This window comes from Dactylosporangium sp. CA-092794 (genome assembly GCF_050948465.1).
Lineage (GTDB): Bacteria > Actinomycetota > Actinomycetes > Mycobacteriales > Micromonosporaceae > Dactylosporangium.
Window position 1 is genome coordinate 4676252 of record NZ_CP192044.1, and the last position, 13384, is coordinate 4689635.

Annotated in this window: 11 protein-coding genes; 6 read left to right on the forward strand and 5 right to left on the reverse strand. The window is 72.2% G+C overall.

Going from position 1 to position 13384, the window contains the following annotated elements:
- Positions 1-1623 carry an ABC transporter substrate-binding protein gene (locus ACQPXD_RS20190; protein WP_432840677.1) on the reverse strand — a complete coding sequence of 541 codons (1623 nt, stop codon included), beginning with the start codon at positions 1621-1623 and terminating at the stop codon, positions 1-3.
- Positions 1624-1817: 194 nt separating this feature from the next.
- On the opposite strand from ACQPXD_RS20190, the gene ACQPXD_RS20195 reads away from it, so the two are divergent.
- Genes ACQPXD_RS20195 through ACQPXD_RS20205 form a run of 3 tightly spaced genes read left to right on the forward strand, consistent with a single transcriptional unit; the run spans position 1818 to position 5306 of the window.
- A complete protein-coding gene (locus ACQPXD_RS20195) occupies positions 1818-2888 on the forward strand; it encodes an LLM class flavin-dependent oxidoreductase (RefSeq protein WP_432840679.1) in 1071 nt (356 codons plus the stop codon).
- Entirely contained in the window at positions 2885-4213 is a 1329-nt protein-coding gene (locus ACQPXD_RS20200) for an NtaA/DmoA family FMN-dependent monooxygenase (RefSeq protein ID WP_432840681.1), read from the forward strand. Before ACQPXD_RS20195 ends, ACQPXD_RS20200 begins: the two co-directional genes overlap by 4 nt.
- Positions 4206-5306: an LLM class flavin-dependent oxidoreductase gene (locus tag ACQPXD_RS20205; RefSeq protein ID WP_432840683.1), complete on the forward strand. Its 1101-nt coding sequence runs from the start codon at positions 4206-4208 to the stop codon at positions 5304-5306. The genes ACQPXD_RS20200 and ACQPXD_RS20205 overlap by 8 nt, the downstream gene beginning before the upstream one ends.
- Positions 5307-5626: 320 nt before the next feature.
- Here the strand turns inward: ACQPXD_RS20205 and ACQPXD_RS20210 are convergent, their stop codons facing one another.
- Complete coding sequence (locus ACQPXD_RS20210) at positions 5627-6841, reverse strand: hypothetical protein (RefSeq protein WP_432840685.1); 1215 nt, start codon at positions 6839-6841, stop codon at positions 5627-5629.
- A gap of 971 nt (positions 6842-7812) precedes the next feature.
- On the opposite strand from ACQPXD_RS20210, the gene ACQPXD_RS20215 reads away from it, so the two are divergent.
- The 3 genes from ACQPXD_RS20215 (at position 7813) to ACQPXD_RS20225 (ending at position 10942) form a co-directional block, all read left to right on the forward strand.
- The gene (locus ACQPXD_RS20215) at positions 7813-8481 is read left to right on the forward strand and encodes an HAD family hydrolase (RefSeq protein WP_432840687.1); all 669 of its coding nucleotides are present in this window, start codon (positions 7813-7815) and stop codon (positions 8479-8481) included.
- 1216 nt (positions 8482-9697) lie between these two features.
- Positions 9698-10459 carry a hypothetical protein gene (locus tag ACQPXD_RS20220; RefSeq protein WP_432840689.1) on the forward strand — a complete coding sequence of 254 codons (762 nt, stop codon included), beginning with the start codon at positions 9698-9700 and terminating at the stop codon, positions 10457-10459.
- On the forward strand, positions 10460-10942 hold the full coding sequence (locus ACQPXD_RS20225) for a DUF2809 domain-containing protein (RefSeq protein ID WP_432840691.1): 483 nt from the start codon (positions 10460-10462) through the stop codon (positions 10940-10942).
- Here the strand turns inward: ACQPXD_RS20225 and ACQPXD_RS20230 are convergent.
- The 3 genes from ACQPXD_RS20230 to ACQPXD_RS20240 form a co-directional block, all read right to left on the reverse strand.
- Positions 10835-11671, reverse strand: coding sequence for an undecaprenyl-diphosphate phosphatase (locus ACQPXD_RS20230; protein WP_432840693.1), 837 nt, complete (start codon positions 11669-11671; stop codon positions 10835-10837). The two genes, ACQPXD_RS20225 and ACQPXD_RS20230, sit on opposite strands and share 108 nt — an antisense overlap.
- A gap of 64 nt (positions 11672-11735) precedes the next feature.
- Positions 11736-12431, reverse strand: coding sequence for a hypothetical protein (locus ACQPXD_RS20235; protein WP_432840695.1), 696 nt, complete (start codon positions 12429-12431; stop codon positions 11736-11738).
- Positions 12432-12474: 43 nt separating this feature from the next.
- Positions 12475-13383, reverse strand: coding sequence for a LysR family transcriptional regulator (locus tag ACQPXD_RS20240; RefSeq protein WP_432840697.1), 909 nt, complete (start codon positions 13381-13383; stop codon positions 12475-12477).
- Position 13384 lies beyond the last annotated feature (1 nt).

The following is a 13384-nucleotide window of genomic DNA, read 5'->3' on the forward strand; positions in this document are numbered from 1 at the left end:
CTACTTGCCGATCCAGACGTTGTAGGCGCTGCCCGGCACCCCGGCCGTCGGCTCGAACCCGAGCCCGCCGACCTTCTTCTGCGCCGCGATCTGGTCCGCCGGCGCGTACAGCGGCAGCAGCGTCACGTTGTCGGTGACGGTCAGCTGCTGCAGCTTGAGGTAGATCTCCTTGCGCTTGGCGGTGTCGGTCGTGGCGCTGGACTGGGCGACGAGCTGGTCGATCTCGGGGGAGTTGTAGCCGTGCCGGTTGATCGGCGCGCCCTTGGGCAGGATCAGGGTCAGCGCCGCGCCGGCGTCGGTGTCGGCCCGCGAGTTGTCGAAGATCTCGAACTCGTTCTTGTTCAGCGCGTCGGTCGCGGTGCCCTGGTCGACGATCTTCACCTGCAGGTCGATGCCGGCCGACTGCTTGACCGCGGCCTGGATAGCCTGGGCCAGGATGTCGCGCTTGTCGCGCACGAACGGCGCGGAGAGCACGATGCGGACCGTGAGCCGCTGGCCGTCGCGGGTCCGGAACCCGTCGGCGTCCTTTGTGGACCAGCCCGCCTGGTCGAGCAGCGAGTTCGCCTCGGCCGGGTTGTTGCCGTAGCTCTTCTCCAGCGAGGCGTCGTAGAACGGTCCGGACGGGCTGAGGATGCTCCAGGCCCGGGTGGCGGTACCGCGGTAGACGCCCTGCAGCACCGCGTCGAGGTCGACCGCGTCGCGGAACGCCTTGCGCACCCGGATGTCGTCGAACGGCGCTTTGGTCTCGTTGAAGTAGTAGCTGTAGGCGGTGCCGCTGTTCAGCGACCTGCTGAAGGTCAGGTTCGAGTCGGCCTTGACCAGCTCCTGCTCGGTCGCCGGCACGCCCTCGACCACGTCGACCTGGCCGGACGTCAGCGCGCCGACGCGCACCGACGACTCCTTGAGGAAACGGTACGTTATCTCGTCCAGGTAGGCCGCACCCTGGTGCCCGGCGTTGGCCGGCGCCCAGTTGTAGTTCGGGTTGCGCTTGTAGTGCACCTCCTGGCCCTTGGTGTAGCGGTCCAGGATGAACGGTCCGGTGCCGAACACATCCGGTCCGCCGGCCTTCAGGTTGGGGCTCTTGAACGAGTTCGGGGCGATCTGCGCGCCCTGCGGCGAGGCGAAGAAGTCCAGGATGAGCACGTCGGGCTGCTTGAGGTGGACCTCGATCGTGGCCGGGTCCACGGCGGTGGCGTCCTTGTAGTTCTTCAGCTGGGTGGACAGCACCGAGGGGGCGTATCCGGGGACCTGCAGCTGGTCGAGGTTCGCCTTGACCGCGGCGGCGTCGAACTTCTCGCCGTCGGAGAATGTCACGTCGTCGCGGAGCTTGAAGGTGTAGGTCAGGCCGTCGGCGGAGACCTCGTAGGACTTCGCCAGCCAGGGCACGTAGCCGCCCTTGTCGTCGTGGGTGAGCAGCGCCTCGAAGCTGTTCCAGACCAGCAGGCGGGCCTTGGCCTGGGCGTACTGGTGCGGGTTGAAGGTGACCGGTTCGGTCTCGATGCCCCAGGTGAGCTTGCCGCCCTGGACGGGCGCGCCGGCCGCGGCGCCGGCATCGTCCGGCGTGCCCTGGCAGCCGGCGAGGAGTAAGCCGGCCACGGCGAGACCGGCAAGAAATCTGCGCATGGAGAGTCCCCAAAATGGACGCGAAGACGAGGAATGACGTATCTGGATCAACGGGTGTACGTCTTCGCCAGTGGAGCAGCGCCGCACGCCGGGTGTCAACGAACCGAGGTCTGCGTCACGAAACACTGGCGTAATTCATAGCTTGCACGTAGGATTAGTCGGCTTCAGGGCTCCGGACCGCGGAGGAACAACGCATGACCGAACCACTGCACCTGGCCGTGGCGCTCGACGGCGCCGGCTGGCATCCGGCCGCCTGGCGGCAGCCCGGTGCCCGGCCCGGCGAGCTGTTCAGCGCCGGCTACTGGGCGGATCTGGTCCGGCTCGCCGAGCGCGGCAAGCTGGACTTCGTCACCATCGAGGACCGCTCCGCACCGGCACCCGATGCGGCGCCCGACGACGACCGCACGGACCTGGTCCGCGGCCGCCTCGACGCGCTGCTGATCGCCGCCCGGGTCGCCCCGCTGACCTCCCGCATCGGGCTCGTCCCGACCGTGGTCGCCACCCACACCGAACCGTTCCACGTCTCCACCCAGCTCGCCACGCTCGACTACCTCAGCCACGGCCGCGCCGGCTGGCGGGTCCAGGCCGCCCCCGAGGTCGACCGGACCATTCCGGACCTTTTCCAGGAGGCGGCAGACCACGTCGAGGTCGTGCGCCGGCTCTGGGACAGCTGGGCGGACGACGCCGAGATCCGCGACGTGGCCACCGGCCGGTTCATCGACCGCGACCGGCTGCACTACATCGACTTCGCCGGCCGCCACTTCAGCGTCAGGGGCCCGTCGATCACGCCGCGCCCGCCGCAGGGCCAGCCGCTCGTCGCCGCGCTCGCGCACTCCCGGTTGCCCTACGAGTTCGCCGCCGCCAACGCCGACGTCGTCTTCGTCACCCCGGCCGACGCCGAATCGGCGCGGGCGATCGCGGCGGAGGTGCGCGGGCTCACCGACCGCCCGCTGAAGATCTTCGCCGACCTTGTCGTCTATTTGGGGGTACGACCGGAAGGCGAGCTCCCCGCCAGCGACGCCCACGTGTTCGAGGGCGCCCCCGGCGACCTGGCCGACCTTTTGCAGTCCTGGCAGGCCGCCGGGCTGGACGGCTTCCGGCTGCGCCCCGGCGTGCTCCCGGCCGACCTGGAGTCCATCGTGGACGGTCTGGTGCCGGCGCTGCGCGAGCGCGGCCTGTTCCGGACCGAATACACCGCCGACACCCTGCGCGGCCACCTCGGCCTGTCCCGCCCGGCGAACCGTTACGCGGCGGTGGGCGCATGACCAGGCAGGTGATCCTCGCCGCCCACTTCCCGGGCGTGAACAACACCACGGTGTGGAGCGACCCGGCGTCGGGCAGCCAGATCGCGTTCGACTCGTTCGTGCGCCTGGCCCAGACCGCCGAGCGCGGCAAGTTCGACTTCTTCTTCCTCGCCGAGGGCCTGCGCCTGCGCGAGCAGCGCGGCCGCATCCACGACCTCGACGTGGTCGGCCGCCCCGACTCCCTCACCGTCCTCGCCGGGCTCGCCGCGGTGACCACCCACCTCGGGCTCACCGCGACGGTCAACGCGACCTTCAACGAGCCGCTGGACCTGGCCCGCCGGCTCGCCACCCTCGACCACCTCTCCGGCGGCCGGGCCGGGTGGAACGTCGTCACCTCGTCCGACGCGTTCACCGGCGAGAACTTCCGCCGCGGCGGCTACCTCGACCGCGCCGACCGCTACAGCCGCGCCGCCGAGGTCCTGCGGACCGCCCGGGAGCTGTGGCAGACCTGGCCCGCCGACGAGGTCGTCGCCGACGCGGTGACCGGCGTCTTCACCCGCACCGCGAACCCGGGCGCGTTCGTCCACAAGGGACGGCACGTCGACATCGCCGGCGCCTTCGGCGTGCCACGCAGCCCGCAGGGCCGGCCGCTGATCATCCAGGCCGGCGACTCCGGCCCGGGCCGCGACTTCGCCGCCGCGGACGCCGACGCCATCTTCTCCCGGCACGGCACCCTCCAGGACGGCAAGGCCTTCTACGCCGACGTCAAGGGCCGCATGGCGAAGTTCGGTCGTACCCCGGACCAATTGAAGATCCTGCCGGCGGCCACCTTCGTGCTCGGCGACACCGAGGACGAGGCCCGCGAAAAGGCCCACCACGTCCGCCGCCAGCAGGTCAGCCCGCAGACCGCGATCCTGCTGCTGGAACAGCTGTGGAACAAGGACCTCAGCGACTTCGACCCGGAGGGACCGCTGCCGCCGTTCGACCCGGTCCCCGAGGCGGACTCCATCATCAAGGGCCGCGCCCGGATGTACGACGACCCGGTCGCCACCGCGAACCAATGGCGCGCCCTGGCCGCCGAGAAGGGTCTCGGCATCCGCGACCTGATCATCGAGGTCACCGGCCGGCAGACCTTTGTCGGCACCCCGGCATCGGTCGCCGCGACCATTGACGAGCTCGTCCAGAACGACGCCGCGGACGGGTTCATCCTCGTGCCGCACATCGTCCCCGGCGGCCTCGACGAGTTCGTCGACACCGTCGTGCCGCTGCTGCAGGAGCGCGGCGTGCTGCGCACCGAATACACGACCACCACGCTGCGCGGGCACCTGGGCCTGGACCATGACTGACCCGGTCTTCCACTGGTTCCTGCCGACCGGCGGCGACGACCGGGCGGTCGGCCCGGGCAGCCACGGCGGCATCATCGGCGGCCAGGACGTGGCCACGCTCCCGCGCTCGGCCACGCACCGCCCGCCGACCCTGGAGTACCTCGGCGAGATCGCCCGTGCCGCCGACCGGCTCGGCTATGCGGGCGTGCTCACGCCCACCGGCGTGCACTGCGAGGACGCCTGGCTCACCACGGCCGCCCTCATCGCCCAGACCCGGCGGCTCAAGTTCCTCGTCGCCTTCCGGCCCGGGCTCATCGCCCCGGTCCTCGCCGCGCAGATGGCCGCCACCTTCCAGCGGCTGTCGTCCGGCCGGCTGCTGCTCAACGTCGTCATCGGCTCCAGCGCGGCGGAGCAGCGCGGCTACGGCGACCCGCTGGACCACGACGCCCGCTACGAGCGGGCCGGCGAGTTCCTCGACGTGATTCGGTCCGCCTGGCGCGGCGAACCGTTCGACCATTCCGGTGCGCACTACACCGTCGAGGGCGGCCTGCTGCGCGAGCCGCCCGAGACCATCCCGACCGTTTATCTGGGCGGTTCCTCGCCCGCCGCGGTACGGCTGGCCGCCCGGCACGCCGACGTGTACCTCACCTGGGGCGAGCCGGTCGAGCAGGTGGCCGAGAAGATCGCCAAGGTGCGCGTCGAGGCGGAGACCCAGGGCCGTTCACTGCGGTTCGGCATCCGGCTGCACGTGATCACCCGCGACACCGCCGACCGCGCCTGGGACGACGCCGAGCGGCTCATCGCCGGCCTGGACGACGAAACGGTACGCCAACGCCAGGCCAGCCTGCGCGCCCTGGACTCGGAGGGCCAGCGCCGGATGCTCGACCTGCACGGCGGCGACCGCGACCGACTGGTCGTCGCGCCGAACCTCTGGGCCGGTATCGGTCTGGTCCGCGGCGGCGCCGGCACCGCCCTGGTCGGCAGCCACGCGGAGGTGGCCGCCCGGATCGCCGAGTACCGGGCGGTGGGCATCTCCGAGTTCATCCTGTCCGGCTACCCGCACCTGGAGGAGGCCTACACCTTCGCCGAGGGCGTGCCGGCCCTGGTGCCGTGACGGGCGCCGGCCCTGGTGCCGTGATGGGCGTGCCGGCCGTGGTGCCGTGATGGGCGTGCCGGCCGTGGTGCCGTGATGGGCGTGCCGGCCGTGGTGCCGTGATGGGCGTGCCGGCCGTGGTGCCGTGATGGGCGTGCCGGCCGTGGTGCCGTGATGGGCGTGCCGGCCGTGGTGCCGTGATGGGCGTGCCGGCCGTGGTGCCGTGATGGGCGTGCCGGCCGTGGTGCCGTGATGGGCGTGCCGGCCGTGGTGCCGTGATGGGCGTGCCGGCCGTGGTGCCGTGATGGGCGTGCCGGCCGTGGTCCCGTGACCGCGGTCGATCAGGCGTTGCGGACCTGACCCGCGCAGTAGGACGCCACGCCGGCCCACTCCTGGCCCAGCACACCGGTCGAGGCCGACTCCAGCGACGCGTTCTTGCGCACCACCTCACCGAAGAAGTCGAGCATCTTCGGCTCGCCGAACTTCTTCGCCAGGCAGCTCACCGAGATCAGCGCGATCCCGTACCGCGCGTCGATCTCCTCATTGGACGCGCTCTGCGGCGGCGGCCCCATCGTGATCGAACCGTCCCAGCCGTGCTTGACGAAGTGCCGCACGTCGGGCAGCCGCCCCCGCAGCGTGCTGCCGTCCCGGTCGGAGATGTAGTCGGCGATGCCCTCGACCAGCCACCAGTCGTCGATGCCGCCGTAGTCCTCGCCGACGGTCACCACGTGGCCGAACTCGTGCGACAGCAGGCTCAGCAGCCAGCTCTGGCCGGCGTCGCTCGCCTGCATGACGATGCCGCGCGGCCCGGCCGAGTATCCGTCGTAGGACGCCCCGATGTCACCGTTGTCCCACCACGACTTCCACTCGCCCTCGCCGGCGACGTACACGATGTACCACTTCGGCGGCGGGTCCCAGTGCGCATACCGATCGGCGATGTCGGCGGCCTGGTCGGCCTTGGTCAGCACGCGCTGCAGCTTGCTCGCGTTGGCCCCGGAGCCGGCGACGATGACCCGCCGCCCGGTGACCGCCTGCAGCGAGGAGGCATCCCAGGGTTCCGAGGTTTGCTCGTACTTCGCGATCGACGCCTTGCCCCCGGTAATGGTCCACGAGGTCTGGACCACCTGCGGGAACAGCTGCGTGCAACCCTTGCCGAAGCAGTAGTCCCAGCGGACCAGCACGGACCAGGTACCGTCGGCGTTCTGCGCCGGCTTGTCCACCAGCGTCGGCGTCCAGCTCTGCACGCCCAGCGCGCGCAGCGAACCGAATCGCCGGTTGAACCCGTCCTGCAGCCCGCCCCCGGCCGCCGCGAGGTAGCCGTCGTGGTTCCCGGCCAGCAGCGCCTGCGACTGCTGGGTCAACACGCCGAGGATCTGGTCCGAAACGGTCGGCTCGCCCTTGCTCGGCGCCGCCGCGGCGCCGCTCGCTCCGGACCGCCCGGGCAGCGGATGCCCGTTCGCGGTGAGCGTTGCCGGTCCGCCCGTCCCCGCCGACGCGATCCACACGAGCAGCGCGAGCACCAGCACGGCCGCGACGACGACCCCACCGACGAGCAACGGTCGACGCCGCGCCCGCGGCGCTCCGGGCCCGATCGGCGCTCCGGGCGCCCCAGGCCCGATCGGCGCTCCGGGCGCTCCGGGTCCCATCAGCGCCGCGGGCGCTCCGGGCCCCATCAGCGCTCCGGGCGCCCCGGGCCCGATCGGCGTTCCGGGTCCCATCAGCGCTCCGTGCGCCCCAGGCCCGATCGGCGCTCCAGGTGCTCCGGGACCCATTGGCGCCCCGGGACCCATCGGCGCCGCGGGTGCTCCAGGCCCCATCGGCGTCCTCGGCCAGTAGGGCGCAGCCATCACCGGCGCGCCGAACCCGGTCGCTCCTGGCCCTTGGCCGCCAAGCCCTGCGGGACCGGCGGACCCGGGCGTCAACGGTCCGGTCGGCGCCGTCGAGGGGATAGCACCGGGCGGCGCGAAGTGGGGCACTGCCGGGGACTGCGGCGGCGCGAACATTTCCGGCCCGCGCTGCTGCGGAATCACTACGCCGGAGGGCGTGGTCGCTTCGCCAACGGTCGCCGGCGGCGCCGATACGAGGGCAACGGCCGGCCCGTCGGCGGTGAGCGCGGCGCCCGGCACCACAGCCGGCGCGGCCGTGGTCGGCGGCGCAGCCAGAAACGGTCCGGTCGGGGCCGATGGTTGGTCGGACCATTCCGGCGGAGCGGTCTGGGTTGGGGCTGCGGCCGGGAGCGGTTCGGTCCAGGCTGGTCGTTGGTCGGACCATTCCTGCGGAGCGGTCGGTGCTGCGGTTGTGGCGGGGAGCGGTTCGGCGGAAGCCGGCTCCTTTTGGTCCGCTGCGACCGGAACCGGCGGCCGCTCCGGGTTTTCCCCGTGAATCACGCACGCACCGTACTGGATGCGAGCCGTCCTCGGGAATCGCCGGTCCGGCCAGCGTGCCCGTCGGTTACTGGACGTGATGGTGGTCATAAGGTTTCCGGACGCGGCGGTCCGGTTGCGGGCGGGCACGTAGCGTCGCGGCCATGGCCAGCGGCATCGACGCGCTCGTGTTCGACTTCGACGGTCTGCTCATGGACACCGAGAGCACGTTGCTGGAGTGCTGGCGCGCCGAGTGGCGGCACCACGGCCTGCGACTGGACGAGACCAGGTTCTTCGCCGACCACGGCGGCGACGTGACCGAGCAACGGTATGCCGACTTGGCCGCCGCGGTCGGACCGAATTACGACCGGGTGGCCAGCCACGCCCGCCGGATCGCGCACCGCGACGCCCTGCACGCCCGGCTCGGCCTCGCGCCCGGCATCCGCGAGTGGCTCGACGAGGCGGGCGTGCTGGGCCTGCCGGTGGCGGTGGCCAGCAGCTCGCCGCGCTCGTGGGTCGAGGGCCATTTGGTCCGCTCCGGCGACCTGGATCGGTTCGCGGTCCGGGCGTTCGGCGACGAGGTGCCCGGCCACAAGCCGGACCCGGGCGTCTACCTGCTGGCCCTGCGCCGCCTCGGGGTGGCGCCCGGCCGGGCGGTGGCCTTCGAGGACACCCCGCACGGCGTAGCCGCGGCCAAGGCGGCGGGCCTGCGCTGCATTGCCGTGCCGAACGCCTACGCCGGCCCGGAACGGTTCGCCGCCGCGGACCTGGTCCTCCCGTCGGCCGCCCAACGGTCCCTTGCCGACGTCCTCGCGGCCATACCGTTACCGTGAGGGCGTCAGGGTCTTGGCGGCCCTGCCGGAACCGTTCCGGGCGTTCGGCCTTGGCGGCCCGACCGTAACTGCTCCGGGCGTTCGGCCTTGGCGGCCATACCGTAACGGTGAGGGGCGCCAGGGTCTCGGCGGCGTTACCGTAACCGTTTCCGGGCGTTCGGTCTTCGGCCCGCGGTCGCCGTGCTCCGCGCAGCGGCCGGAAGTCTCCGTGATCATGCGCAACCGGCATCGACACCAACGGTTTTTCATGATCGCGGAGTGCTGATGTACCCCCGTGTACCACAAGTCTCCGGGATCATGGCAAACCCGGTGTGCGGCCGCCGTGAGCATCATGATCACGGAGACATACGTCCGGGCCGGCCGCGCGGATCGGCGGTTGTGCCCGGCGGGTGCGACATCCGCACCGTTCCGCCCCGGCATGGCGATCGGCGGTTCCGGGGTGCGCGGGGGCGCTACTGTCGATCGAGGAACGCCCGGCACGAACGGTGGACGATGTCGGGCGTTGCGCCGATGGCATCCGCAATCGATGTACGGTTCGGTCTGGGGCATGTGGCAATGTGGGGTTTGCGGCACGAGCAACACCGGTGACGGTGGGGCCTGTGCGGGCTGCGGTGCGGTCCGGGCGCCGCTGGAGCCGGGACCTGGGTTCGGAACCGGGCCGGGGACGCTGCCTGCCGACCCGCCCGTGGCCTGGCCCGCCTCCGCGCCCGCAGACGAGTTCGGCTCGTGGTCGCCGTCGTCGGCCGCCGGCAACATGCCCGCGCCCGCATACGGTGCCGGCCCCGCCGACGCCGGATGGGCGCAGAACCCCAGCCCCGCACCGAGCGGTGGCGTCGCCTGGCCGATCGCCGGTTCGGACGCGCCCCAGGCACCGCCGCTCGGCCAGCCGGATCCGGCACGGGCGATAAGTCCGGCACAAGGGATAAATCCGATAAGTGCCGGACCGGGCGGCAACCCCGGCCAAGAACTGTGGGCTCCAGCGCCGCCCACAACCGGCGCGCCGGCGCAGTGGCCGGCCACGGAGCCGCCGCCGGCGGCCGGCGGCCCGACGCAGTGGCCGGCCGCGGGGGTGTCGCCCACGACCGGCGTGCCGTCCCAATGGCCCGAGTCGGCCGCGCCGGGCCACCCGACGCAATGGCCGGAGCCGGCCGCGGGTCAATGGCCGGGTGCCGGCCAGCCTCAGGCGTGGCCGCAAGGTCAGGTTTCCGCGCCGCCGGTGAATCCGGGGCTCAACCAGCCGGTCGGTCCGTCGGGGGTTCAGCAGCCGTGGCAGCCCGAGCCGGGCGTGCAGGTCATCGAGGCGGGCCAGCAGCAGCGGCGGCAGCTGTGGATCTTTCCGGCCGTGGTGGCTGTCGTGTTGCTGCTCGCCGCGGGCACGGTCGCGTTCGTGCTGCGTGACCGGTGGCTGCCCGGTGGCACTGCCGCGCCGACCGCCGGGCCCACCGATGGGCCGGCCAGCGCGGGGGCGACGAGCGGGTCGACGGGGGAGCCCACGCCGACCCCGACGCAGCCCCAGCCGGCGGTCACCACGCAAGGGCCGCCCACGTTGCCGGGCGCGGTCGGCAGCGTCCGGCTCGACCCCAGCCTCGATCCGGTGCAGGCGCCGGCCGTGGCGGCGGTGTTCGACAAGTACTTTTCGGCGGTCAACGCGCGTAACGCCAGTGCGGCGCTTGCCGTCATGGACCCGGGCGGGTCGATCAACCAAGGGGACCCGAGCGCGGTCAAGCGGTTCAGCGACGGTATCAGCACCAGCACCGACGACGACATTCTGCTGCTGTCCCTCGGGCCCGACGGTACCGGCAAGGGAGCGCTGCAGGCCCGGGTCACGTTCCGCAGCCACCAGGTGGCCGGCAAGGGGCCCAAGGGGCGCGAGTCGGAGACCTGCACCCGCTGGGACGTGACCTACTCGCTGACCCAGCCGGGCGGCGGGGAGTACCGCATCTGGGGCAGCACCAACGCCGGAAACCGGCCCTGCTGAATGGGCAGGCGCGCGAGCGCGGTGGTCGTGGCCGGCGTGAGCCTCGGGGTGGCGTTCGGGATCCGGGCCGTCTTCGGGGGACGGCTGGACAACACCGGGGCGCTGCAGCAGGACTCCGGCACCGCGCTGTACGCGTCGGCGGTCTACGCGGCCGTGGTGTTCCTACGGCCGCGCATCCCGCCGCTGGTGGCCGGCGCGTGGGCGCTGGGGTTCTGCTGGGCTGTCGAGGCGCTGCAGCTCACGAGCGTGCCGCGGACGCTTTCGGAGTACAGCATCGTGTTGCGGTTGATGCTCGGCAGGGCCTTCGACTGGACCGATGTGTGGTGGTATCCGGTCGGCATCGTTCCGCTGGTCGCCGCCGAGGTGTGGAGGGCGTCAGGTGGCCGCGATCACGCTGGCCCACAGCAGCGCCACCAGGACGCCGCCGAGGGCGGCGCGGTAGTAGACGAACGCGGCGATCGAGTGGCCGGCGACGAAGCGTAGCAACCAGGCGATGCTGACGTACGCCACGATGAAGCTGATCACCGTGCCGACCGCCGTGGGCACCCAGCCGACCGTCGCGCCGATCTCGCCGGCCCGCTGCACGCCCTCCAGCGCGCCGGCCGCGGCGAGCGCCGGGATGCCCAGGAAGAAGGACAGGCGGGTCGCGGTGACCCGGTCGAGGTGGCGCATGAGGCCGGCGCTGATCGTGGCGCCGGAGCGGGACACGCCCGGCACCAGCGCGATGCACTGCGCCAGGCCGATGACCAGCGCGTCCTTCCAGGTCACGTCGGCCTCGCCGCGTTTCTGCCGGCCCAGGTACTCGGCGAGGACCATGACCAGGCTCCAGATCACCAGGGCGCCGGCCACGAACCACAGGCTGCGCAGCGCGCCCTCGATGAGGTCCTTGAACACCAGGCCGATGATGGCGATCGGCACCGAGCCGATGATGACGTTGACCGCCATCCGCCAGTCCTCGTGCTGGCGGCCCTGTGCGCTGCGCAGGCCACGGACGAAGCCGGTGACGAACCGGATGATGTCGTTGCGGAAGTAGATCACCGCGGCGAGGATCGCGCCGACCTGGATGACGGCGGTGAACGCCGTGACCCCCTTGTCGTCGATCGGGATGCCCATCAGCTTCTCGGTGATGGTCAGGTGACCCGTCGACGACACGGGGAGGAACTCGGTGACGCCCTCCACGACGCCCAGCACGATCGCTTCCCAGATCTGCAACGCCCGTCCTCCTCGCCTGCGGCCCACCCGCCGCAGGCGAACATACCGGACGCTCGCTGAGAGATCACCCAGGCGGCGTCGTCGCGGGCCGGTGGTGGTTGGTGTAGCCCTCCTCGAGCGCGGCCCGCAGGTCGGCCAGGTGCTCGGTGTCGTCCGGCAGGCCGAGGCGATCGAGCAGCTCAAGGGCCGGGTCGATCTCCAGCGAGCCGTAGACGTCGTGGTAGCTGTACAGCACGCCGCTGAACACGGCCGGGCGCAGCCGTTCAACGTCGGCCGCGGCGGTGTACACCGGGTACTTCAGCGGCCACGGCACCGGCCCGCTGATTCGCAGCACCGCCGCCGCCCGGCGCAGCAGCGGCTCCTCGGCGCCGGACAGGGCCTCGGTGTCGCGGGCGAGCACCTCGGTGAAGGCGCGCTCGACCGTGGTGATGTCCTCGAACCAGTCCGACCACAGCGAGCGCAGCACGGCCTCGCTCGGCGCCGGCCGCTCCAGGTGCTCGCGGATCGCCTGCCAGTGCGTGTCCCACAGCGCCTCGTCCCCGGCGGCGTTGACGAACCAGCGCAGCTCGACGAGCACCCAGTAGGTGTTGAGCAGCTCGAGCAGGCCCAGGCCGAGCTCCAGCTTGTCGGCCGGCGCGAGCTCCTCGTCGGCGCGGATCAGAGGCATCAGCTCCCGGGCGGCGTCCTCCGGGTCGTCGTCCGTGCTCAGGTCGTGAGCGGCCAGCCAGTGACGGGTGCGTTCACTTCGTGCGGTCTCCACGATCGAAAAGTATCGCCGGTGGCGGCGATTCGCGCGCGGCCGGTCACAACGGTTGGACGCCGACGGGCAGCGGGCCGCGCGCCACCCGGTCGATCAGGGTCGCGCGCATCGCCTCGGCGGCGTGCGGCAGGACCGATCCGCGGCGCTGGGCCAGGGCGATGGTGCGGTGCACGCCGGGGGCCACCAGCGGGGCGCTGTGCAGCAGCGGGCGGTTGGCCAGGGCCATGCTCGGCACCAGCGCGACGCCCAGGCCCGCCTCGACGAAGGCGAGCACCGCGTCCATCTCGCCGCCCTCGACGGCGTAGCGGGGCACGAAACCGGCCCGGCGGCACGCCTCGAGCGTGGTGTCGCGCAGGTCGTACCCCGTGCGGAACATCACCAGCGGGGTGTCGCGCAGCTCGGCGAGGACGATGCGCTCCGACAGCGGCGCCACCGAGGCGACCACCAGGCTCTCGCGCAGCACCGGCACCGTCTCCAGGGCCGGGTCGCTGCCGCGGGCCGGCTCCACGACCAGGGCCAGGTCGAGCTCGTGCCCGACGAGCCGGGCGACGAGGTCCTGGGAGCCGCCCTCGTCGACGTGCAGCTCGATGTCCGGGTGCAGGGCGTGGAATTCGCGCAGCACCAGCGGTACCAACGAGGTGCACAGACTCGGCGTCGCGCCCAGCCGCACCCGTCCGCGGCGCAGGCCGACCACCTCCTGGACGGCGTCCCGCGCGATGTCGGCGTCGGCGACCACCCGCCGGGCGAGGGGCAGCAGCGTCTCGCCCGCGGTGGTGAGCACGACGGTGCCGCGGGAACGGTCGAACAGCGGGGCGCCGAGCGTGGCCTCCAGGGTGTGAATTTGTTTACTCAGTGTCGGCTGGCTCACACCGAGCCGCTCGGCCGCCCGCGTGAAATGTCGCAGTTCGGCGGCAGTTACGAAGTATCGAAGCTGTTGCAGCTGCACCGTCATA